This is a genomic window from Afifella marina DSM 2698 (assembly GCF_900102695.1).
In the GTDB taxonomy this organism is placed as follows: domain Bacteria; phylum Pseudomonadota; class Alphaproteobacteria; order Rhizobiales; family Afifellaceae; genus Afifella; species Afifella marina.
On the sequence record NZ_FMVW01000001.1, the window covers coordinates 544734 to 567981 of the forward strand.

Below are 23248 nucleotides of genomic sequence, written 5' to 3' on the forward strand. Positions count from 1 at the left end.
GGCCGGCCATTGGCTGGCAACCGCCCGGAGAGCGTGGATTGCTTGCGCAAACGGTGACCGGTAAGCCTTGCCGGGATCCCTGCCTCTGGTGATGAGACCGATGCGCTTTTTCCTAATGCTCCTGTTTGCCGGCCTTTGGTTCTCGCTCTTTGCTTCCGTCGGACAGGCGAAAATGCTGCGAGAGGACTTCGAAAGCGGCGAACTCGATCCCGCCGTGCTCTATTACAAGGACAATTTCGAGCAGCGTGCCGGCAGCTATCGTTTTGTGCCTGGCGCTGGACGGGACGGCTCGACGGCGATTGAACTCACGCTCAAAGAGCATTGTCCGCCAAAGGCGCAGGACTGCAGCGAGCGTGCCGAATTGTGGGAATCGAAGAACGCTCATCTGCCTTACGGAACGCCCGTCTGGTACCGCTTTTCGGTGCGTTTCGTCGGTCCCCGCCCGGATGGCGATCACCGACATGTCCTAGCGCAATGGAAGCGTACGATTCCGAAGGGCGTCCCGGGGAATTCAAGCCCCTTCCTGGCTCTCAGACTGCGAGACGGGAAGCTCTTCTTCACCGTCGAGACCGAATTGCTGAAGCCGCTCCTCTCCGCTGACGGGACCAAGATCTACCCCTGTCGGCCGGGTGAGACGGAGGTCTGGAACCGTCCCTATGATGGTCAGAGCCGTGGCTGGATGATTGCCGAAGGGGGAGATCGGCCCGCGCGCCATGAGGAATACGATGCGTGCACGGACGAAATCCATGTGACCCGCTTCGTGCCGGTTTTGCCCGAAGCGAAGGATGGCTGGTTCAATATCGTCGCTTTCACGCGCGCCGGGCCCGACGGTGACGGCCGCATCGAACTCTTCGTCAATGGCGAGCGGGTGGCGCAGGTGACCGGCCGCATCGGCCATCACCATCTCGGTCCGAATCAATATTTCAAATTCGGCCCTTACCGCGATGCCGGCGACGGCACGTGGTCGCTCTTATTCGATGATTTCGCGCGCAGCGAGAATTGCACAGATATGTTGGCGGAGAAGATTTGCCACGATCTCGGCTTGTGAAGACCGGCCGGCGGTCTGTGAAGAAGACGTCTAGAGACCCGATTCGGCGCGAAAGCGGCGAGCCATCTCCTCGTTCACCGCGTCGCCCAACCGCTGATAGCGCGTGGATGAAACCTGCAGGATGGGGGCAGGCTCGCTCCTGAGAAAGCTGTAGATCTCCCGCAGATGCGTCTCCGGCGCGGCAAGAACGTCCTCGTAGACGACGTTGAGCACCGGCTGTCCCGTCCTCACCAACCAGCCGTCGATGGTGGCTTCTGCGGCCCTGTGACGGCGGTAGGAGGCGAGGATGTGCTCATAATCGTAGGAGACTGTCTCTTTGGCCTCGCTGTAGGCGGCCATCGCCTCGTTGGTGCGCACATGCCAGACCTTGGTCGCGTCCGCGATATATTCCGAAACCGCCTGAGCCACCCGATCGCGCCGATGGAGACGGACAATGCGTGTCTTCGCAGCAAGGCTCTGCACCATGGCCCGTTCGTTGCCGGAGAGAAGGGGCGCAAGCGAAATGGCGAAATCGTCGATGATCTTGGTCCCGAAGACCCTGTTTTTCTGCTCCTGCCGCACAAGAAGGGCGAGCCAACGGCTGAGATCCACTGCGAAGCGGTCGCGGTGACGGGCCATGAAAACGGTTAGCGGACGCAGATGCTCCGTCGGCCGTCCGAGACGTCCCGTTTCCCGCAGGAGATTGACGAACCAGGTCGATCCGGTGCGGGGGCCGCAGACGACAGCATAGAGCTTGCTCGGCTCGCTCTCTCTGCGGATGCCGGTGTCGTCGGCGAGGGGATCGGCGTGTGCCGCCGCTCTGAGAGCCACATCGCCGATGAAGCCGGCGACGGTTGCATGCGGGAAGCGCTCTGCCAGACGCTGCTTCAGGCGCGTTTCGTCGTCAGTGGATATGGCGATGAGGTGGCCACCATGGATCTGCCCGGATGGCGACGACCTGTCGTCAAGAAGAAGGGCGGCATAGGCCCCCCCTCGGTAACTCCTCAGAAAATCGGCGCAGCCCGGATCTGCCGCGATGCGCACATCTCCCGCTTCCTGAAAGCGCTGCAAGAGCTTGAGCTTCTTGACAGCGCGAAACAACTCTCGCGGGCTCGGCGGTTCACCCATGGCTCGAAGGGCATTCCGGCTCCTCCAGCGCAAAAAGCTCCTGAAGAGGGGGGAAGCCTGCCCCGGGATGATTTGAAAGGAGCGTCAGCAATTCGCGGCAGAAGTCCCAGCAGGCTTCGTCCTGGGCGAGATGGTGGGTGAGGACGCCGATCGGTTCACTGACGCCTGCGAGCCGACGCTCCGCCTCCTCGGTGAGAAGACGGAAGGCCGCCTCGCGGCCGATGAAACCGCGTGTCTTCCGCCACTCGATGATGTCGAGATGGGTGTTGCATTCTCCACGAGCGCCCTTCGTCGGACCAAGTCGCGATAGGCCTTGGATCCCGAGTGCGGACAAACCCTCCACAACGGGCGCTGAGACGTTGTTCCAGGGAGGGACGAAGACGGGGAGGAGCTTGCCGTCGAAGAGTTGCAGCAAGCGTGTGCGCCCGGTCTTCACGTCGGCAAGACAATTCGTCAGGGGACGGGAGAGCGGAAACTCCGACTTCTTCTCGCCGTCCTGCGCGTGGTTTCTGTGCGCTAGGCCGTGCTGGAGGATGGCGATATGGGGTTCGCGCGCGAGCCGGTCGACGAGCGCGGGACGTGCGCCATCCGGAATTACGGCGAGGCCGAGCGGCGGACGCCTCTCCTTTTCGATCTCGCCGAAAAGGCCCGCCAGCCTGTCAAGTTCGGGCGTCGGTTCCGTGGCGTCGTCGTCGCGCCACCAGAAGGAGAGCGTCCTTCCGGTTTCTGCCGCCGCGTCCAACCGCGCGCAAAACCGCTCCGCATCTTCCATCATGATCCTCTTTTTGCCGCAGCAATCAAAAGCTTGGCGGTTTTTTGAGCGCCATCCAACGAAAATTCGAGAACCTTCGGCTCAAGCTGCATCGCCTGGTCCGCGGCCTTGGCAAGGCTCTCTGCCGAAAGGCCTCTCTCTGGCAAAGTCACGGCAAGCCCATTGATGACAAACAACTCGGCGCGTTGCGTTTGTTCGGTCTCAGATCCTGCCGCAAAGGGCACGAAGAGCGCCGGCACCCCGGCCTGCAATATGTCGACGGCGGTGTTATAGCCGGCCTGGCTCACCGAAAGTCGCGCACGTTTCAGAAGGTCTGGAAAGTCGCGTCTTGCTCGTTCCACGATAACGCCCGGCGGGGCAGCCTTCGCAAGAGCGGCAAAATCTGAGGTGCTTAAATGGGGACCAGCGAGCACCCGCCAAAGGCATGTCGCTGCATTGGAGCTATGCAAGCGCGCCGAGAGCGAGGCCCGCAGGATGGCTTGTCCCACCGCTCCACCTCCGCAAGAGACGATCACCTCGCCCTCGCCATCGCCGGCCGGCGCGGGCACGTTTGAACTCGAATTGACATAGCCCGTATAGCTGACGAGAGGGGCAAGCCTTTCTGCTTCCCCGAAACTGTGCTCCAGCCGTACGAGCCTCGGATCTGAATGGATCAGGATCCCATCGTAATAGGCGAGGGCGAGATCGGCCATCGCCCGTTCCTTGTCGGGCGGCTTACGCACCAGGATGTCGCGCACCGAGGCTGCGATAAAAGGCGGCCTGGGTTTTGCCCGCAACGTTTGAAGAAATGGGACGAGCTCTGCCCGAAAGCCGCGCCTTGCCAGGGGAAAGGCCTCCGTCAATACGATCTCGGGCTCGAGCCCATCGGCGAGCGCGAGGAGGATCTCACGTCGCCGTTGCCAGAAGGCGTCATCCACCTGGCGGCCATCTTCATCGATGATGGCGCTGAACGCCGGATCAGAGGCTCGCGCGGCCGGCAGCGTGACGACGTCGATGCTTTTTGTATCGACGGAACTTGGCAAAGATGCCCCGGTCGCGAGGGTGACGGCGACGCCTTCTTCAAAGAGCGCGCGCGCGATCGCGCCGGCGCGTACGGCATGGCCAACACCCAGAAGGTGCTGAACCCAAATCAGCGCCCGCATCAGGCGGTCTCGCGGGTTGTGGCTCCGGCGCGCGCGATGAGGGAGGACAGTCCCGTCATGCCCGCTTCGAGGCTGTGCTTTTCGGCGGCGATCAGCCGACCCGCCGCGCCCATCCGCGCCCGCAGCCCAGGATCGGCGAGTCGGGAAAGCGCCGCAGCGACATTCCGCGGCTCTTGCGGCTCGACGAGAAAGCCATTCACGCCGTCCTGCACCAGATCCGGCACGCCGCCGCCACGTCCTCCAATGATCGGAAGGCCGCTCGCCATCGCTTCCAGGAAGACGAAGCCGAGGGGCTCTTTGAGTGCGGGCCAGACGAAAATATCGGCCGCTGCATAAAGAGCGGGCATCGCGTCCGGCGCGACCGCGCCGATGAAGCGTCTCTTATCTTCGGGGAAGAGCGGTTCGAGCGTGGATCGTTCTGGGCCGTCACCCACGGCGGTCAACGTCCAGTCTGCCTCCACCCAAGCCGTCAGTGCTTTGGCGAGGGCCTGGTATGTGGAGGCCTTGCTGCCTGCCCGCATCATGCCGACAGCAAGGAGCCGCAGGGGCCCAGGATCCCTCCCGCTTTCGACGCGCAGGAACGGGCCAAGCTCCATGAAGGGTGCAAGATGGGTAAGCCGCTCCTGCGGCACGATTTTGCGAAGTCCGGCAAGATCTTCGGATTGGATCGCCGCGACCATGCTGGCTTTCGCGAGCGCAGCCTCCGCAGCCGCAGCCCCCGCGCGCCAGGGGCCGGAACGCTGCTTTTCTGCAAAGCTGGCCTCAATCACGACATAGGGGATTCCAAGGTCTGTGCTGATCTCAGGTCCGAGCCAATCCGGCGCCTTGTGATAAAGGTGATAGGTGAGCCAGAGATCCGGCGGTGCGGTTTCGAGCCGGCCACGCACTGCCCTGCGCTCTGCCTCTGCGGTCTGCGCGAGTGCCGTCTGCTCTCCAGGATCGCGGCACCAGCTGCGGAAGCGTGAAACCACCTCGACCTCGTGGCCAAGAGCCCTGAGAGCGGCAAGAATGGCGCGGGCGAAGGTCCTGTCGCCGGACGCAACCGGATGGTCCGGAGGTTTCATCGGCGCGTAAAAGGCAATCTTCATCTGGCGCTCGCGGCGGATGCTTCTCGATCCCCCTGATCGCCGACCAAAGAATACCGCAGCATCGCTGCCACCTTGTCGATCCCGGGTGTGGCGGCGAAATCGGCGTGTGCTCGGCGGAAGGCCGCAAGACCAAGATGGCGTCGGAAGTCTCCGTCGCACATCAAAGCTGTGATCGCAGTCGCAAGCTCCTCCGTGTCCCGTTGCGCCACGAGCCGGCCGGTGACGCCATCTTCGATGAATTCGGGGATCGCCGAGACGCGCGTTGCGATGATCGGCAGGGCGTAGGCGGCGGCCTCCAGAATTACGTTCGGCAGGCCGTCGCGATCGCCATTTGCGATCACGCGTGACGGTAGGACGAACAGATCGGCCTGATCCAAGGCGGCGAGAACGGCGGCTCGCGGCTGCGGGCCGCGAAACTCGATACGTTTTGAAAGCCCAAGCCGCTCGGCCTGTGCCTTGAGGGATGCGATCAGCGCGCCGCCGCCGATATGCACGAGCCGCCACCGCGGCTCCGCAGGCAGCCGTGAAAGCGCCGTGAGAAGATCGTCGAAGCCTTTCTTTTCGACGGCTCGACCGACGGTGATGAGCGTAAAGCAGCTGGCGTCCGAAGGCTCACGACGCGGCTCCTTGGGAAAGCGGGAGAAATCGAGACCGTGATAGACGAGCTCGATCTTCTCAGGATCATCCGTCAGGCTTCGAAGATATTCGAGGTTCGCCTTCGTGCAGGTGACGCCCCACGCGGCGCTTGCGAGTTTGTCTGCAAGCTCCTGCGGCGGAGTCGTCCAGATATCCTTGGCGTGAGCCGAAAACGACCAGCCGATGCCGGTCATCAGGCTTGCATAGCGTACGACGGAAGCGGGGGTGTGCAGGAAGTGGCAGTGCATCCACCCGATATCTTCCGGCATTTCTGCAGCCAGCACAGCCGCCTGGCCGAAGCGGCGCTGCCGGTTGGCTGTCGGATCGCTGGCGAAGTCCTTTGCAAATGCGGTTTTCGCCGCCGCAAAACCCGGGAGCTTCTCCACCTTCCTCCGCGCCCGTGACACCCGCTTCAGATCGTCTTTGAGATATTCCGGAAGATAGTAGCGCTCAGCTTCGATTTCGCGGTGGATGTCGTGTTCATAAGGATCGGTGGGATGGCGCAGTGAGACGATACGTTGCGCGATGCCGCGCCGCTCCAGCCCCCGGATCTCCTGGGCGATAAAAGTCTCAGACAGGCGCGGATAGCCCTTGAGGATTGTCGCGACGCGCATTTTGAACCCGCGAGAAGCCTTGCTCACGGCAGGCTGCGCTTGAGTGCAGGGGCTTCCAGAAAGGGCGTGAGCAATTCGCGGATCGTCTCCCAGCCATCGAGAAGGCCCGGAACGAAATGCTGGGATGGCAATGGTCGCTCTGGCAAATCCGCAAGCGCCTCGGTGATGGCGTTCACATCCGGGTAATCGTCGATCGGCAGATGTGTGCACAGGCCGAGCTTCTCCGCCTGTTCGGCTCGGATCGCCTGCTCGCGCCTCGGAACGACGCGTGGGATGAGGAGCGTCGGCTTGTCGAAGGAAAGGGCCTCGCAAAACGTGTTGTAGCCCCCCATTCCGACAAGTGCGACGGCATCGTTGATGAGCGGTTCGAGCTGGGGCGTAAAGCGCATCGTTTTGACGTTGCGCAGCGATTGTGCCCGCTCGAAAAACCCCAGCTGATCATTATGCGCCATGAAAGGTCCGAGCACGATCAATGCCGGAAAGAGCGGCCGCTCCTGCGCCTCATAGGCGCGCAGCACCCAATCGACGAGCTCAATGCCGTCCGCTCCGCCGCCCGGTGTGACGAGGATGAAGGGATCACCGTCGAAAGGCTGCGGATGGTTCGGATCGAATCTCGGCAGCTGTCGTCGCAAATAGCCGGTGAAGACGATTTTATCGCGGACAGCTTCACTGATCGGCAGTCCGGCGAGCGGATCATAGATGGAAGGCAGCCCATAGACCCAAATGTCGTCATAGAGGTCGCTCAGAGCACGGTAGGAATCCTTGCGCGCCCATTCCTGCGCCAGGATCTCCTGATCGTCGAGCACGTCACGGAGGCCCAGAACGAGGCGAGTGCCCTGCTTTTTCAGAAGAGACAGCGTGGGTCGCACTTCGCCTCTCAGACCATAGGGTTCCTTGTCGACGATGAAGATGTCCGGCCGATAGATCGAGGCCGTATGCTCGATGATCGAAGAGCGCAGCGACAATGTCTCGTCGATGTCGATCTTTGGATTGAGGGAGGTGTATTCGCCGTTCCTGAGTTTGATGACACCCGGAACCCGAACGAAATCGACGCGCGAGCGGTACTCGAAGCTGCCGATGATCGGTGATCCGGACAGGATCATCACCGATGCGTGTTCGAAATTCTCAACGATCGCTTCGGCGAGCCCCTGGCATCGCCTGAGGTGACCCAGCCCGAACGTATCGTGGCTATAGATAAGGACGCGTGATTTCTGTGTCATGCCACTGCTGAGCCCGCCGTACACGAAAGGGCATGACCATTCCCCAAGTACCAACTTGCCCCGGAGAAACGTATCGTGCCCGGTCTTGTCCAACAAGAGAGGGGAGGAAGGGCCGATTGCCCCGGCGCTTTGAAGCCTTCATTGACCGCCCATGGCAAGCGAAAAGCAGCAGCGCTTTATGATAGCCGCGGGCGAGACGAGGTGAGGGACCTTACCCTATCGGCTCTATGCGGCCGTTCTCATCCACGGGAATTCCGTGCCCGAGGCGAGAACGCTGCTTTCGGCTCGACCGGTCTTATGAGGGTTTTCGCCCCCCGGGCTGCCGACCCGGTTTCGTAGCTTCTCGGCCGCCTTGCGCAACCGTATCAAAGGACAGCGAAAGCGCTTGCCTGCTATTGAGGGCTCCGCCAAGCTGCGACCCGTGGACGATGTAAAGGCCCCTCACTCTCCGTCGTTGCGTCTCGATGCTGCTCCCTGCCCGGTGCTCGAGATTGCTGATCTCGTTGTGGAATTTGCCGGAGACGAAGGTCGCACACGCGCCGTCGACGGCGTTTCTTTGAAAGTGCCCGCGGGCTCTACGGTCGCTCTGGTCGGGGAATCCGGTTCCGGCAAGACCGTGATCTCACAGGCGATTCTGGGAATATTGCCGCAAAAGGGCCGTGTCGCAGGCGGCCGGATCGTCTTCACCGACCCCCGCGACGGCATCAGCGTGGATCTTGCGGCCAAGGATCCGCGCAGCCCTAAGATGCGAGCGATCCGCGGCGATCGTATCTCCATCATTTTTCAGGAGCCTATGACGGCGCTTTCGCCGCTTCACACGATCGGTGACCAGCTGGGTGAAGTGGTGCGATTGCATCGTGGCGCCAGCCGGGCGGAAGCGCGGGCCCTGTCGGCTGAGATGCTGGGGCTCGTTCGCTTTCCGGATCCGAAGCGGGCATTGTCTGCGTATCCCTTCGAGCTCTCCGGAGGCCTCCGCCAACGCGCCGTCATTGCCATGGCTTTGATGTGCCGCCCGGCGCTCTTGATCGCCGATGAACCCACGACCGCGCTCGACGTCACCATCCAGGCCGAGGTTTTGAGCCTCATTTGCACGGTGCAGGCCGAGCTCGATATGGCGGTGCTTCTGATCACGCATGATTTCGGCGTCGTCGCCAATATCGCCGACTACGTGGCGGTCATCTATCGCGGCCGCATCATGGAAACGGGTGCGAGCGAGACCGTCTTCCGTTCGCCAGAGCATCCTTATCTGCGTTCACTCCTGCGCGCTGTTCCCCGCTTCGATATGGGGCCGGAGGAGCGCCTTCAGCCCATCCGCCCGATTGAGGCCCAACCGGCCACGTTCCTGCACCGTCCGTCACAGGACAAGCGAGCGCGTGGCTCCGAGCCGTTGCTCGAATTGCGACAGCTCAGCAAAGTCTATCAGTTGCGCAAGATGGGAGACGCGCTGACCCGCACGGTGCGGGCAGTCGATCGGCTCGACCTGACCGTGAAATGCGGCGAATGTCTTGGTCTCGTCGGCCAATCCGGCTCGGGCAAGACGACCACGGCGAAGCTCGTCCTGGGTGCTGAAATACCCGACGAAGGACACGTGCTTTACCGCCTTGGCGGCGAGATGCGTGATCTGGCGCATCTGTCGAAAGAGGAGCGCTTTGCCTTCCGTCGCAAGGTGCAGATCATTTTTCAGGATCCCTTTTCCTCACTCAGCCCGCGTATGACGGTGCGTGAGATTCTGACGGAGCCGCTCGCCATCCATGGCATCGGTACGGCGGCGGAGCGATACGAGCGGGTGAAGGAGCTTGTGCGCATGGTGGGGCTGAACGTCAGTCACCTCCGCCGCTATCCGCATTCTTTTTCCGGCGGTCAGCGCCAGCGGATCGGGATCGCCCGGGCATTGGCGCTCTCGCCGGAACTCCTGCTTTGCGACGAGCCGGTCTCGGCACTCGACGTCTCGGTACAAGCTCAGATCCTCAATCTTCTGAAGGATCTGAAGGCCGAACTCGGCCTCACTTTCCTGTTCGTCAGCCACAATCTCGCCGTCGTCGATTACATCGCCGATCGGGTCGCGGTCATGTGTGCCGGTCGTGTCGTGGAGGTCGCCGCAAAGAAGGCGATCGTCGAGGATGCCCGCCACCCGTATACGCAGGCCCTTCTGAAAGCGATACCGACGCCGAGCCTCGACCAGAAGCTCGATTTCTCTGCGCTGGTGGAGAACGGTGCGAGCGAGCCATCCTGCTGGCCGGAGCCGTACCGGCTCCTCCCAGGCATGGAGCCACGCCTGCGCGAGGTCGCGCCGGGCCATCTCGTCTGCCTTCCCGAAGCGCGCGATAAGGTCGCCTGATGCGCGTCCTGGGTTTTCTTTTGCTCGTTGTTTTTGCCGCGGTTTCGGTCGCTCCGGCGCATGCCCAGCCGCCATTGATCGAGACGGAGACCTTGGGCAACACGCATGACCCGGCGAAGTTGCCGCCGATCGAAGATCGCGTGCCCGACGAGCCGCTTATCTACGACGATTTCCCGGAAGGCGGCGGACCTGGTCGTCATGGCGGAGATCTCAGAACGATCATCACGCGGTCCAAGGACGTGCGGCTGGCCAATGTCTGGGGTTATGCCCGTCTCGTCATCTTCGACCGGAACCTGACCCTGGTGCCGGACATCCTGAAGTCCGTCGATATCGAAGGTGATCGCGTCTTCACCTTCCATCTGCGCAAGGGGCACAGATGGTCCGACGGGCATCCGTTCACGGCCGAAGATTTTCGGTATTATTTCGAGGATATCGCCTCCAATCCGCAGTTGATGCCGACAGGGCTTCCGAGCTTTCTCCTGGTCGATGGCAAGGGGCCGCGCTTTGAGGTGCTGGATCCGCTCACGGTGCGTTACTCCTGGGATAGACCCAATCCGGGCTTTCTGCAGAACCTCGCCAAGGCACGGCCGCCCTTCATCTACCGGCCGGCGCATTTCCTGAAGAAATGGCATGAGCGCTATGGGGATAAGGCATTCATCGAGAGCGAGATGGCGCGCGACCGCAAAAGGAGCTGGGCGGCCGAACACAATCTGATGGATGACATGTACGGCAACGAGCATGCCGGGATGCCGACCTTGCAGCCCTGGGTCATCCAGCCCAGCTCCGGCCGCCGCTTCATCCTCATCCGCAATCCCTACTATCACCGCATTGATCGCAACGGACGTCAGCTTCCCTATATCGACCGCATCGTGATGGATGTCGCCGATGCCCGCCTCGTTGCTGCGAAGGTGCATGCGGGTGAAGCGGACTTGCAGGCGCGGGGCCTGAGTTTTTCAGACATTACCGTGTTGAAGGATGGAGAGCAGGAGCGTCAGTATCAAACGCTGTTTTGGCCCGATGCCCGAGCCGCGCGGATCGCGCTCTATCCAAATCTCAATGTCGAAGACGAAGCTTGGCGAAAACTCTTTCGCGATGTGCGCTTCCGCCATGCGCTTTCACTCGGAATCGACCGTGAGCTCATCAATCGTGTTCTTTTCTTCGGCCTCGCCGAGCCTTCCAACAATTCCGTCACACCGCTTAGCCCGCTCTTTCGTCCACCCTACCGAAGTGCCTGGACTCAGTATGAGCCCAAGAGTGCGGAAGCTCTTCTCGAGGATATCGGGCTCGTGGAGCGCCGCGGCGATGGCATTCGTATCATGCCAGACGGACGGCCCCTTCAGATCATCGTGGAAACGGCGGGAGAGAACCCGGAGATCGTCGATGCCCTGGAGCTCATCCGCGAGACATGGCGCGAGATCGGCGTCGATCTTGTCATCAAGCCGTCTGAGCGTGACAACATCCGCCGCCGGGCCAATGCTGGGCTCGTGCAGATGGTAGCCGATGCAGGCTTCGACAACGGCATCCCGACGGCAGACATGCCTCCTGACGATTTTGCGCCTGTCTCTTTTGAAAGCTTCATCTGGCCTGCCTGGGGCGAGTATTATGCGCATCGCGGCGCCAAGGGAGAGCCAGTGGATTATAAGCCGGCGAACGACCTCCTCAAGCTCTACGAGGCCTGGCAGCACACGGAGACGCTGCAGGAGCGTCAGATGATCTGGAGACAGATTCTGGAGATTAATGCAGCTGAGACGTTCTCTATCGGCATTGTCGCCGATGTTTTTCAGCCTGTGGTGCGCTCCAACTATCTGCGGAATGTCCCTCCCGCTGGTATCTATGGGTGGGATCCCGGCGCTCAGTTCGGTCTTCACCGCATGGATGCGTTTTGGTTTGACGACAAGCCGAGGGTGGTGAATGCGCCCATCTTTGGCAAGACGAAAAGCCTTGCGTCAGGCGACTGAACGGATCATCTGCGAGAGGAAGGGCTGATGCTGCGCTATATGCTTCGTCGCCTCCTCGGTATGATCCCGACGCTGTTCGTCATTTCGTTTCTGATCTTCTTGATCATTGAGCTACCGCCGGGCGATTACCTCACCAATCAGATCGCCGCCTTGCGCGCGGCCGGCGAGGGGGCGAGTGCCGATAAGATCGCCTTCCTTCGGAGCGAATTTGCGCTCGATCGTCCGTTTCTCGAGCGCTATTTCATCTGGATCGGCCTCTGGCCGGGCCCTTCGGGCTTCTCCGGCCTTCTGCAAGGTGATTGGGGTTGGTCGTTTGAATATAACGCTCCGGTCGAGACCGTTATCGGCCCGGCTCTGCCTCTCACCATTATCTTGAATTTCGCGACGATAATTTTCGTCTATGCGGTGTCTTTGCCGATTGGTGTTTATTCGGCCATGAAGCAATATTCATTCGGGGATTATTTCTTCACATTTCTCGGTTATATAGGCCTCGCAACGCCCAATTTTCTCTTGGGGCTTGCTCTTCTCTACTATTCCAATGTCTGGTTCGGCATGTCGATCGGCGGTCTCATGGATCCCGTCTATGTCGACGCGCCTTGGTCGCTCGCCAAGGTCGGCTCTCTGCTGTCGCATCTGATCGTACCGACGATCGTCATCGGCACAGCCGGAACCGCCGGGATGATCCGACGGCTGCGGGCGAACCTCCTCGACGAGCTCGACAAGCAATATGTGCAAACTGCTCGCGCCAAAGGGCTGTCGGAGGAACGCCTCGTCGCGAAGTATCCGCTCAGGATGGCGCTCAATCCCTTTGTTGCCGATATCGGCAATCTCATTCCTTCACTCGTCTCCGGCTCGGTGATCGTCTCCGTGGTGCTCAATCTGCCAACCGTCGGGCCGATCCTCCTTGATGCGCTGCAGTCGCAGGACCAGTTCCTGGCAGGCTTTATCCTCCTATTCGTCGCCATCCTCACCTTGATCGGCATGCTTGTCTCTGACCTCCTGCTCGCCGTGCTCGATCCCCGGATTCGGCTTGGCGGGGCCGCCCGCAAATGAGGGAGCCGTCATCCTCCGAGAGCGAAGTTTTTCCACGCTACGTCGATCAGGCGCCCTTTGAGCCGTCTGTGGCGGAAGTTCTGACGCCCGAACAGGAGCGGTTTTATGCCGCCTCCGCCGCGCGCATCATGTGGTGGAAGTTCCGCCGGCACCGTCTCGCAGTCCTCGCGAGCTTCGTTCTCCTGATCTTCTATCTGACGGTGCCGTTCGCGGAGGTGATCGCGCCCTATGCGCCCAATGCGCGGCATATCGATTATCTCTACGCGCCTCCCCAGGGGGTGCATCTCTTTCACGACGGAAGTCTCATCGGCCCGTATGTTCATCCTTACGTTGCCAAGGTCGATCTCGATCTCCTCCGTTGGGGATACACCCGCGCTCCTGAGGAGGCGCAGAAGCTGCGCTTCTTCTGCCAGGGCGAGCCTTATCGGTTCTGGGGTCTGTTTCAGGCCCGCTTTCATCTCGTCTGTCCGCCGGTGGGCGGAACGCTCTTCCTTGCCGGCACCGACCGCCTCGGTCGCGATGTCTTCTCGGGGCTCGTCTATGGTGCCCGCATTTCCCTGACCGTCGGGCTCGTCGGAGTTGCGATCTCCATGCTGCTTGGCGTCGTCATCGGCGGAGCGGCTGGCTATTTTGGCGGCTGGGTCGATGCCGCATCCCAGCGTGTGATCGAGATTCTTCGGTCGCTGCCGGAGCTCCCGCTGTGGATGGCTCTGTCCGCGGCGCTCCCCGTCACCTGGAGCCCGATCTTCATTTATTTCGGCATTACCATCATTCTCGGACTTCTCGACTGGCCGGGCCTGGCGCGCGCCGTGCGCTCCAAACTTCTGGCTCTGCGCGAGGAGGAATACGCCAAGGCGGCAGTTCTTATGGGCGCGTCGCCCGCCCGCGTCATCGGCCGCCATCTCGTGCCGGGCTTCATGAGCCATTTGATCGCCAGTGCCACTTTGTCGATCCCTTCGATGATCTTGGGCGAGACTGCGCTCTCCTTCCTCAATCTCGGTCTGAGACGTCCGATCATCTCCTGGGGTGTGATGCTCAACGAGGCGCAGTCGGTGACGATCATCACCGTTTATCCATGGCTCGTCGCGCCAGTGGTGCCGGTTATCATCGTCGTGCTAGCATTCTCTTTCTTTGGAGATGGTTTGCGGGATGCGGCGGACCCATACAAATAGTCCTGGGCCGGACGCGGCAAACACGGAGAGAAAGGCGCGGGACGGCGGTCTCGATCGCAATTTCTTCCGCTATATCTGGCGCTATTCCAGGCGCCAACAGCTCGTCATTCTGGCGATTACGCTGGTTTCCTTCCCGATCCTCTATGTCACGCTGGAGCTCCCCAAAACGATCGTCAATCAGGCGATCGGCGGCAAGAACTTCCCCAAAATCGTATTCGGGAGAGAGTTCGATCAGATCGAATATCTGATCCTTCTCTCCTTGGGCTTTCTCTTGGCTGTAGGGCTCAACGGCGTCGTCAAATACGTGATGAACGTCTATAAGGGGCTTGCTGGCGAGCGCACCTTGAGACGCCTGCGCTACCAGCTTTTCGAGCGCGTTCTGCGCTTTCGCCTGCCGCATTTTTCTCGCGCTTCGTCGGGCGAGATAATTGCCATGATCGCCTCTGAAGTGCAGCCGCTCGGCGGCTTCATTGCAGATGCCATCGCCGTGCCGATCTTCCAGGGCGGCACGCTCCTCGTCTACCTCTCCTTCATCTTCATGCAGGATCCGCTCCTCGGCGCGGCTGCCGTCTCGCTCTATCCCTTTCAGGGATGGCTCATTCCGCGCCTGCAGAAGCGTGTGAACATGCTGGCGCGCGAGCGTGTGCGCAATCTGCGTGAATTGTCGGAGGATGTCGGAGCCTCGATCGCCGGCATTCGCGATATCCACGCCAACAACACAGCCGCTTATCATCTCGCCGAATTCACCAATCGGCTGCAGAGAAATTTCGACATCCGCTACGAAATCTTCAAGCGGAAATTTATGATCAAGTTCATCAACAATCTGATGAATCAAATTACGCCCTTCTTTTTCTATTCTGTCGGCGGTTATCTGGTCATCAAAGGGCAGATTTCCTTCGGTGCGCTTGTCGCCGTGCTCGCGGCTTATAAGGATCTCGCATCTCCCTGGAAGGAGCTTCTCGATTATTATCAAAATTTTGCCGACACCCAGGTGAAGTATGTCGCCGTGGTCGAGCAGTTTGATCCGCCCGACCTTTATCCGGTGGAGCGCCTGCACGCCGACCCGGAACTCGATTTTTCAGCTGCGCAAAGCCTCGTTCTCACCCATGTCTCCTATTCCGGTGAGGGGGCCGGGCAGGAGGTGAACGACGTTTCGGCGGAGATCCCGCTCGGTGAAAAGCTCGCGGTGCTTGGTTCTGAAGCAAGCGGCCGCACGCAACTTTTGATGATGATGGCGGGCCTTCTGTCGCCCAGCTCGGGGCGCATCGAGATTGGTGGGTATAACCTTGAGGCGTTGCCTCAATCTGTGCTCGGTCGGCGCGTCGCCTATGCCTCGGCGCATCCTTACATTCTCAACGATACGATCCGCTTCAATCTGGTTTATGGGCTCCTGCATCGCCCGATCGCGCCGTCCGACGGCATCGACGAGGCTCTTCTGAGGACCCGTCTCGCCGAAGCAGAACTAACCGGTAACGCGTCTTACGAATATCTGAGCTCATGGGAAGATCTAGCCGAGGCGGGTGTTGGTTCGGTGGAAGAACTCGACCACCGCATCATTGAGAACATCGAAGCCTTCGGCATGAGTGACGAGGTATATCGCCTCGGTCTCCAAGCGCGTTTGCCGGAGGCGCTCGGCGAGGAGGCCCGCCAGCGTATCCTCTCGGCCCGCAATATGATCGCCGAGCAAGTGAGGGCGGCTGGTGCAAAAGCGGATTTCGTCGAGTTTTGGTCCGAAGACAGCTTCAACCGCAGCGCCACACTGGCGGAGAATCTGCTTTTCGGCGTGCCGCGCGACCCTGACGTGACAACGCGCGAATTGGCGGACGTCCCGGCCTTTCGTGAGGCTGTAAGAGAGGCGGGCCTCGAGGACGCTTTGGTGGCGGCAGGCCGCGATCTTGCCGCTGCAATGGTCGAGCTTTTTTCCAATGTCAGTGGGCAGAGCGATGCTCTTGCGAATTACTCTTTCATTCCGATGGACGAGTTGCCGGAAGTCGCGCCGGTTCTACGGCGTGCCAAGGATGGGATCGGCCGTCTGAAGCCGCGCGACCGCGCCCGACTGTTGGGTTACGCGCTGCAACTTGTCCCAGCGAAGCATCGGCTAGGTATCGTCACTCCTGAACTTGAGGCTCGCGTTGTCGCCGCCCGCCCAGAACTCGTGAGAGCGCTGCGGCGCAAAGCGCCGGGTGCCTTCCATTTCTTCTCGCGAGAATCCTTCAACGAGGCTCTGACGGTGGAGCAGAATCTCCTTTTCGGGCACTTGCGCGCCGATCGCAGGAAAAGTCGCGAACAGGCGGAGGCTGTCATTGCCGACGCTGTCGAGCGCTTCGAGCTCCGTCCTCTTATTCTGCGGGCCGGGCTTGATTTCCGCGTCGGTATTGGCGGATCGCGTCTGTCTTCACTGCAGCGGGTCAAAATCGGATTGCTGCGTGGGCTGATGCGTCGTCCGGAGATTCTCGTTGTCGACGATCTTTTCAAAGGCAATGGCGAGGAGGGTGAAGATGCGCGTCTGGGCAAGCTCTTGCAGATGATAGAAGGCCGCACGGTGATCGTCGGAATGACGGGAACAGCCCTCTTAGATCAATTCGATCATTGCCTTAGGTTGCGCGGTGGCGCAATTCTTGCTGACGAGCGGCCTCCGTCACGCTCTCGGCCAGGAGCCAGCGGCCGGAACGAAGACGATCCGGATGCGGTCGCTGCTGAATGATGAGGAACGCGCGGTCATGATGGATGAGGAAGTCAAGGCCCTTTCGCGGGTGCCGATTTTCGCTAACGTCGATGTCGCGAAATTGAAGCTTCTCGCTTTCATCAGCGAACGTGTGGTTTTCCACCCCGGAGAGGTCTTGTGCCGGCAAGGCGAGGAAGGTGACACGGCGTTCATCATCCTGTCCGGGGATTGTGATGTGCTTGTCGATACCGGTCAGGGTCGGAAGAAAATTGCCGAGCTCGGCAGCACGGATATCGTTGGCGAAATTGCCGTCTTGTTTGAGGTGCCGCGCACGGCAACGGTTGTGGCGACGCACATGACCGAGGCCCTGGCTTTGTCGCGTGATCAGATGTTCTCGCTGCTTCGAGAATTTCCGGACGTGGCCTTCGATATCATGCGTGTGCTCGCCCATCGCCTGGAGCGCACGACGCAGGATCTCGCAGAACTGAGGGGGCGGTTGGCAGGCGAAACGGTGTAAAATGGAAAATCATACGGGGCTTTCGATCCGTTTTTGGGGTGTGCGGGGCTCCTACGTGGTGCCCGGCGCGAAGACCGTGCGCTATGGCGGCAATACGTCATGCATGGAAATCAAGGCAGGTGGGCAAAGCCTCGTTGTCGATTGCGGGAGCGGTGTGCACGACCTCGGCGAAGCTTTTCTGAGGGAGGGAAGGCGTCGCACGACCGTGCTTTTCACCCATACCCATCTCGATCACATCTGCGGCCTGCCCTTCTTCAGGCCGGCATACTGCGAGAATTTCGAAGTCCGCTTCGTCGCCGGCCATCTTCTGGCGGATATCAAGCTCCGCGATATTTTCGAGCGCTTGATGAACCCTGTGCTCTTTCCGGTTCAGCCGGCGGTCTTCCGCGATTGCGCTTTTCACGATCTGAGTGTTGGAGAGGAATTGATCTTCGGCGATGGGCTGCGTGTGACCACTGAATGCCTCAATCATCCGGGCGGCGCGCTGGGGTACCGATTTGATTATAGAGGCGCTTCGGTCGCGATCATCACCGATCACGAGCACGGTGACCAAGGGGTCGACGAGGCCGTGGAACGTTTCGTCTGCGGTTGCGATATCATGGTCTACGATGCCACTTACACGGCTGCGGAGTACCGACAACACGTTGGTTGGGGGCATTCCACCTGGCAGGAGGGAGTGGCTCTTGCGCGCCGGGCCGGAGTTTCCAGGCCTGTGATGTTCCATCACCATCCAGAACGCTCGGATGACGCCCTTGATCTTCTGCGCGCGCAGATGCGGGAGGTCTGTCCGGCTGCAGAAATCGCGCGCGAAGGCATGGTGCTCCATGCTGGGGAGGTGACGGCACCAGTTGCATGAGCCGAACAATGAAGGCGCTCCCGCCTGCCCTCAAACGGCGGATCGACGAACTCGATGAACGGGCCGAGATCCGCATTGGTTGGGCGCAGCTGGCTCTCATCGTCTTTTTCTGTTCGGCTTACGCATTTCTGCCCCGTGCCGAGGGCTCGGCAGGCTTCAACTTCGTGCCATACGCTCTTGCTGGCTACGCCGTGTTCACAGTCCTTCGGCTTGGTTTGGCTTACCGGCGCCGTCTTGGGACTTGGCTGATCGTTGCCTCGATCGTCTTTGACGTGGCGCTCCTAACGGCAATTATTTTCTCGTACCACGTTCAATATAACGAGCCCGCGGCCTTCGTGCTAAAGTCGCCGACAGTTCTCTATTTCTTTCTATTTATCGCACTGCGTGCTCTGCGCTTTGATCCGACCTTTCTCATTTTGACTGGGGTGCTTGCTGTCGCAAGCTGGGTGTCTCTCGTCGTCTACGCGATCTATTTTGATTCAGAGTTTGCGGGTATCACCCGCAATTATGTGGAATACACCAATGGCTCGAAAGTCCTCGTGGGGGCCGAGCTCGACAAAATCATCGTCATCTCCGCGACGACCTTCCTGCTCGCTTATGTCTTGATGCGCTCGCGAGCACTTCTTGTTTCGGCGGTTCGTGACCACGTGATTGCCGGCAACCTTTCCCGCTTCTTTGCCCCGGAGATTGCCCGCAATGTCGGTGCACAGGAGCCGGCCGAACTCGTGTCGGGCGTAGCAACGACGCGCGATATCGCTGCACTCTTCATCGATATTCGAGGTTTCACGGCCATGGCGGCGGCAATGCAGCCATCAAACGTGATGGCGCTTCTGACCGGTTACCAGAGTGCGATGGCGAGCGTTATTGGACGCTTTAACGGCCATATCGATAAATATCTGGGGGATGGCATTCTTGCGACTTTCGGCGCGGTCGATGCTTCTCCGTCTTACGCGGCGGATGCGCTTCATGCTGCATTTGGCGTCCATGCGGCGGTCGATGCCTTGAATGAAGAGATGCGGCGCGAGGGGCGTGCTGTTCAACTGCGGGTTGGCTGTGCAGTTGCCGCTGGATCAGCCCTTGTCGGCGTTGTCGGTGGTGCGGACCGTCTTGAACACACCGTCATCGGTGTTCCTGTCAATCTGGCGGCCAAACTGGAAGATGCCAATCGCGTCGAGGGTACTGCTGGCCTCACCACGAGGTCGACGCTCAAACTCGCCAAGCGCCAGGGCTTCGTCACGCCACATCGCCTCGAACTCCGCAGAAAGCGACATGTCGCCGGTCTATCGGGCCGCGTCGATCTGATCGTTCTGAAGAGCGCGTCAGCGAGTGCGGAGACTGATCCGATCACGGCTTTGTCGTACGGGTGAACGGCCTTTCGCACGCCGCAACGCGCTTCGAACCTCACTTGTCTGCCGAATAGTGGCGCTTTAACCTCAGATGCATGAGCTGGTGGCGGGCGGCAATCGTGAAAGAATGGTTGGAATTGAGCGGACGAGAGACGCTTCCGCCTGGAGACAGGCTGTGAGCGGCCATGTCGTCGTGGCCGGAGGCGCCTCGGGGATCGGGCTCGCAACAGCCCGGCTTCTCGCCCATAGCGGCTTCCAAGTCAGCGTGCTTGATGCCAGCCGAGAATCCCTTGCTGGAGCCGATGCCGAGCTCCGGGGCGGAGATGCCCTCCTTCTGGAAGCTGATATCACCGACGAAGACGCCGTCGACGAAGCGCTCGACGAGGCGGAAGAGACTTTTGGTCCGCCGGTTGGCCTCGTTAATTCGGCTGGCTTTGCCCGCGACCTTTCCTTTGAGGCGACCGATGCGGAAGGCTTCCGTGAGGCGCTCGAGGTCAATCTTACGGGATGTTTCATCACCGCCAAGGCCGTCGTGTTGCGCATGGTGGACGGGGGTGCGGTCGTCAACGTCTCCTCGGTGTCCGGTCTGCGGGGCTTTCCGGGGCGCATCGCCGACGCCGCAGCCAAGGGCGGCCTCATTGCGATGACGCAAGCGATGGCGGCCGAGCTCGGCCCGAAGGGTATTCGCGTCAATGCCGTTGCCGTCGGGGCCATTGATACGCCCCATATCCACCAGCTTCATGACGCGGAAATGCGCAGGTTGTGGCGCGACCACATTCCCCAGCGCCGCTACGGAGAGCCCGAAGAGGTCGCGGCGGCGGTCCACTTTCTGCTGTCGGAGGCCGGCGGCTACATCAACGGCCATGTCCTCTGTGTCGACGGCGGCTTTCTGGCTGCTGGTATTTTGCGTCCCGATTAGGCCGTGAGCTGAACCATGGAAGATCCCATTCTCGTTGAAGTGACGCGCGGCGAGCGCGTCGAAAGCTGTCATCGCGGTGCGTTCGTTGTGTGTGACGCGCAGGGGAACATGCGCGCCTGTGCTGGTGATGCCGAACAGGCTGTGTTTCCGCGTTCTGCCGTCAAGGCGTTGCAGGCGTTGCCGCTGGTCGAGACGGGGGCAGCGGATGCCTATGGCTTCGGCCCGGCCGAGCTTGCGCTCGCGCAGGCTTCACATGGTGGAGAGCCGGCTCATGTGGCGCTCGCCCGCGCCATGCTGGAACGCTGTGGCCTTACAGAGGCGGCGCTCTTGTGCGGTCCACAATGGCCGAGCCACGAAGAATCGATGCTGCATCTCGCCGCAAGCGGCGGCGTGCCGAGCCCCCTTCATAACAATTGCTCCGGCAAGCATGCCGGCATGCTTGCAGTTGCTGTCGGCTGTGGCTTTGATCCTGCGGGTTATGTAGAGCCCGATCATCCCGTCCAGCGTCTTGTCCGCGAAGCTCTGGAACGTGTGACGGACGTTGCCCATATCGAGGGACGGTCGGGCATCGATGGCTGTTCTCTGCCGACTTATTCGGTGCCGTTGCGCGCCCTTGCGCGGGGTTTCGCCCGTTTCGGCACCGGCGCCGGCCTTTCTCCTGAGCGCGCGGCCGCAGCCCAAGCACTCTTTGCCGCCGCCACCGAATATCCCTGGTACGTTGCAGGCACCGGTCGCTTCTGCACCCTCGCCATGCAGGCACTCGGCGGGCGTGCGCTGGTCAAGGCGGGCGCGGAGGGCGTCTTCTGCGCCACCCTGCCGGAGACCGGTCTCGGTATCGCTCTAAAGGTCGACGACGGAGCAACGCGCGCCTCAGAGGCCGTGATCGCGGAAATCCTCGCCCGGCTGGTGCCGGAATGTGCGGCCTCATTTGACCCCTGGCGCCCGAGACAACTCGTCAACCGCCGTCTGATCCCGACTGGTCAGGTGCGCGTGATCGAAGAGGCTTTTGCCGGCCTTAGCTGAGCCGTTTTTCCGCGTCTTCCGGGAATTCGATATGCCGGGCCTCGCGGAAGATCGTGCGATCGCGCCAGCCCTCCGGCGACTGCGTTCCGTCCGTCGGGGGTTCGATCGGGCCGCGCAATTGCGCCGGCGCCGGAGCATGGCCGACGGGCATCAAAAAGGCGGGAAGGGCAGCAAAGGCTGCAACCGCAAGTCGGCGGAAGAATGAGAATCGAAACATCGCGTCGACCATGGCCTAAGACCGCCCGCACAGCTTCTGTTTGGTTAAGCCAGAGTTAATGTCCCGCACGAGCTTTGTGATATCTGCTGCTGGCATTAGGACATTTGGGAGCCTCAGCGCAGGAGATGCGACACCGCCTCTTCGGCTGCTGCCGCTGCGCTCTTGCCGCCACCTCTGACCGCCTCTTCGAGCTTTGTGATTTCGTCTTCGAAGCCCGCCAGAACGCGTTCGCGAATGCGCTCGTCGAGAATGGCGTGAAACCAGATCACCGCCTGCCGATGCCGCCGAGCGACAAGGCTGCCGGTTTTCGCACCTTCTTTGCAGAAGTCGTTGATCGTCTGCCAGAGTTCGTCGAGCCCTTCATTGGCAAGCCCCGAAATTGCCAGCACTGGCACGACCCAGCCATCCGGCCTCGCTCCGAGAATGCGCAAGGCTGATTGCAGATCGCCGGCCGCCTCGCGGGCGCGCGGGGCATTTGTCCCCTCAGCCTTGTTGACGGCAAGGATGTCGGCAATCTCTACGACGCCCTTCTTCAACCCCTGCAATTCGTCGCCGGAGCCGGGCAGGGCGAGGGCCACGAAGACATCGACCATGTCGGCGACGGTGGTTTCTGACTGGCCGACGCCCACCGTCTCCACAATGATCACGTCGAATCCAGCAGCCTCGCAGACGAGCATGGCTTCGCGCGTCCGGGCCGCAACGCCGCCGAGTGTGCCGCCGGTCGGCGAGGGACGGATGAAAGCGTTCGTGTCCTGCGCGAGCCGGCCCATGCGGGTCTTGTCGCCGAGAATCGAGCCGCCGGTGCGCGTCGAAGTCGGATCGACGGCAAGGACGGCGACCTTATGGCCTGCCGCTGTCAGATTGCTGCCGAACGTGTCGATGAGGGTCGATTTTCCGGCTCCTGGTGAACCAGTCATGCCGATGCGGATACTGCGCCCGGTTTTGGGCTGGAGTTGTTCGATGAGCAGCGCTGCCTCGCGACGATGGTCCTCCCGTCGAGATTCGACGAGCGTGATGGCGCGCCCGAGTGCCCGCCGTTCGCCGGCAAGGACGGCCTGCGCAAGAGCGTTGATCGCTTCTGTCTTGTTCGTGTCCCCCATGGCGCTGTGGTAGCTGGCAGGCGGACGTGGGTCCATGCCCCAGCGGCTTTCTTACTCGCTACTCCACGAAAACCGCGGTGCCGGAGGCGGAGACCATCATCATGCCGCCGCGATCGCCGATCGAAATCGTTTCATAGTCGATGTCGACGCCGATGATCGCATTGCCGCCGAGCGCGCGGGCCTCCGCCTGCATTTCGGCGAGTGCCGTTTCGCGGGCCTCGCGCAGAGCGTTTTCATATGCCCCGGCACGTCCGCCGACGATGTCGCGGATGCCGGCAAAGAAGTCACGAAAGACGTTGGTTCCAAGGATGGCTTCGCCAGTGACGACGCCGAAATACTCGCGGATACGACGGCCTTCGATCGTGGGCGTGGTGGTGACGAGCATATCGGGCTCCTTCAGGGGATGAACGCAATCTGCCGTAAGCGCTGACAGCTGAGAAGCCCGAGTTTTCCCGAT

General features: G+C 61.1%; 20 protein-coding genes. 11 read left to right on the top strand and 9 right to left on the bottom strand.

The genetic code is table 11. From position 1 onward, the window contains the following. Positions 1-100: 100 nt before the first annotated feature. Positions 101-1048 (top strand): polysaccharide lyase family 20 protein, encoded by a 948-nt coding sequence (locus BLP76_RS02480; protein WP_170130348.1) that lies wholly within the window; start codon positions 101-103, stop codon positions 1046-1048. 30 nt (positions 1049-1078) lie between these two features. On the opposite strand, the gene BLP76_RS02485 is transcribed toward BLP76_RS02480, so the two are convergent. Genes BLP76_RS02485 through BLP76_RS02510 form a run of 6 tightly spaced genes read right to left on the bottom strand, consistent with a single transcriptional unit; the run spans position 1079 to position 7627 of the window. After that, the gene (locus BLP76_RS02485) at positions 1079-2128 is read right to left on the bottom strand and encodes a Stf0 family sulfotransferase (protein ID WP_170130347.1); all 1050 of its coding nucleotides are present in this window, start codon (positions 2126-2128) and stop codon (positions 1079-1081) included. Between the two features lie 19 nt (positions 2129-2147). After that, the gene (locus BLP76_RS02490) at positions 2148-2930 is read right to left on the bottom strand and encodes a polysaccharide deacetylase family protein (protein WP_092809294.1); all 783 of its coding nucleotides are present in this window, start codon (positions 2928-2930) and stop codon (positions 2148-2150) included. After that, positions 2927-4069 carry a glycosyltransferase family protein gene (locus tag BLP76_RS02495; protein WP_092809295.1) on the bottom strand — a complete coding sequence of 381 codons (1143 nt, stop codon included), beginning with the start codon at positions 4067-4069 and terminating at the stop codon, positions 2927-2929. Before BLP76_RS02495 ends, BLP76_RS02490 begins: the two co-directional genes overlap by 4 nt. After that, positions 4069-5157 (bottom strand): glycosyltransferase family 4 protein, encoded by a 1089-nt coding sequence (locus tag BLP76_RS02500; RefSeq protein WP_092809296.1) that lies wholly within the window; start codon positions 5155-5157, stop codon positions 4069-4071. The genes BLP76_RS02495 and BLP76_RS02500 overlap by 1 nt, the downstream gene beginning before the upstream one ends. Then, the gene (locus BLP76_RS02505; protein ID WP_092810072.1) at positions 5154-6407 is read right to left on the bottom strand and encodes a glycosyltransferase family 4 protein; all 1254 of its coding nucleotides are present in this window, start codon (positions 6405-6407) and stop codon (positions 5154-5156) included. The genes BLP76_RS02500 and BLP76_RS02505 overlap by 4 nt, the downstream gene beginning before the upstream one ends. Positions 6408-6430: 23 nt before the next feature. Further along, a complete protein-coding gene (locus tag BLP76_RS02510) occupies positions 6431-7627 on the bottom strand; it encodes a glycosyltransferase family protein (protein WP_092809297.1) in 1197 nt (398 codons plus the stop codon). A gap of 421 nt (positions 7628-8048) precedes the next feature. On the opposite strand from BLP76_RS02510, the gene BLP76_RS02515 reads away from it, so the two are divergent. The 10 genes from BLP76_RS02515 (at position 8049) to BLP76_RS02560 (ending at position 21474) form a co-directional block, all read left to right on the top strand. Then, positions 8049-9965, top strand: a complete 1917-nt coding sequence (locus BLP76_RS02515; protein ID WP_244514386.1) for a dipeptide ABC transporter ATP-binding protein — start codon at positions 8049-8051, stop codon at positions 9963-9965. Further along, the gene (locus BLP76_RS02520; protein WP_092809299.1) at positions 9965-11923 is read left to right on the top strand and encodes an ABC transporter substrate-binding protein; all 1959 of its coding nucleotides are present in this window, start codon (positions 9965-9967) and stop codon (positions 11921-11923) included. Before BLP76_RS02515 ends, BLP76_RS02520 begins: the two co-directional genes overlap by 1 nt. A 27-nt stretch (positions 11924-11950) precedes the next feature. Beyond that, positions 11951-12976, top strand: a complete 1026-nt coding sequence (locus BLP76_RS02525) for an ABC transporter permease (protein ID WP_092809300.1) — start codon at positions 11951-11953, stop codon at positions 12974-12976. After that, a complete protein-coding gene (locus BLP76_RS02530; RefSeq protein ID WP_092809301.1) occupies positions 12973-14148 on the top strand; it encodes an ABC transporter permease in 1176 nt (391 codons plus the stop codon). Before BLP76_RS02525 ends, BLP76_RS02530 begins: the two co-directional genes overlap by 4 nt. After that, positions 14126-16852 (top strand): ABC transporter transmembrane domain-containing protein, encoded by a 2727-nt coding sequence (locus BLP76_RS02535; RefSeq protein WP_170130346.1) that lies wholly within the window; start codon positions 14126-14128, stop codon positions 16850-16852. The genes BLP76_RS02530 and BLP76_RS02535 overlap by 23 nt, the downstream gene beginning before the upstream one ends. A gap of 16 nt (positions 16853-16868) precedes the next feature. After that, positions 16869-17330 carry a cyclic nucleotide-binding domain-containing protein gene (locus tag BLP76_RS02540; RefSeq protein WP_244514387.1) on the top strand — a complete coding sequence of 154 codons (462 nt, stop codon included), beginning with the start codon at positions 16869-16871 and terminating at the stop codon, positions 17328-17330. Positions 17331-17433: 103 nt separating this feature from the next. Beyond that, positions 17434-18186, top strand: a complete 753-nt coding sequence (locus BLP76_RS02545) for an MBL fold metallo-hydrolase (RefSeq protein ID WP_244514421.1) — start codon at positions 17434-17436, stop codon at positions 18184-18186. An 8-nt stretch (positions 18187-18194) separates the two neighbouring features. Further along, positions 18195-19553 (top strand): adenylate/guanylate cyclase domain-containing protein, encoded by a 1359-nt coding sequence (locus BLP76_RS02550; protein ID WP_170130345.1) that lies wholly within the window; start codon positions 18195-18197, stop codon positions 19551-19553. 154 nt (positions 19554-19707) lie between these two features. Continuing rightward, positions 19708-20451 carry an SDR family NAD(P)-dependent oxidoreductase gene (locus BLP76_RS02555; protein ID WP_244514388.1) on the top strand — a complete coding sequence of 248 codons (744 nt, stop codon included), beginning with the start codon at positions 19708-19710 and terminating at the stop codon, positions 20449-20451. A gap of 15 nt (positions 20452-20466) precedes the next feature. After that, on the top strand, positions 20467-21474 hold the full coding sequence (locus BLP76_RS02560) for an asparaginase (protein ID WP_092809306.1): 1008 nt from the start codon (positions 20467-20469) through the stop codon (positions 21472-21474). Here BLP76_RS02560 and BLP76_RS02565 read toward each other — a convergent pair. The 3 genes from BLP76_RS02565 to BLP76_RS02575 all read right to left on the bottom strand — a co-directional run bounded on the left by BLP76_RS02565 (position 21467) and on the right by BLP76_RS02575 (position 23176). After that, the gene (locus BLP76_RS02565; RefSeq protein ID WP_139163662.1) at positions 21467-21691 is read right to left on the bottom strand and encodes a hypothetical protein; all 225 of its coding nucleotides are present in this window, start codon (positions 21689-21691) and stop codon (positions 21467-21469) included. The two genes, BLP76_RS02560 and BLP76_RS02565, sit on opposite strands and share 8 nt — an antisense overlap. A 113-nt stretch (positions 21692-21804) precedes the next feature. Then, positions 21805-22791: a methylmalonyl Co-A mutase-associated GTPase MeaB gene (gene meaB, locus BLP76_RS02570; RefSeq protein WP_092809308.1), complete on the bottom strand. Its 987-nt coding sequence runs from the start codon at positions 22789-22791 to the stop codon at positions 21805-21807. Positions 22792-22849: 58 nt separating this feature from the next. Next, positions 22850-23176 carry a heavy metal-binding domain-containing protein gene (locus BLP76_RS02575; protein WP_092809309.1) on the bottom strand — a complete coding sequence of 109 codons (327 nt, stop codon included), beginning with the start codon at positions 23174-23176 and terminating at the stop codon, positions 22850-22852. Positions 23177-23248 lie beyond the last annotated feature (72 nt).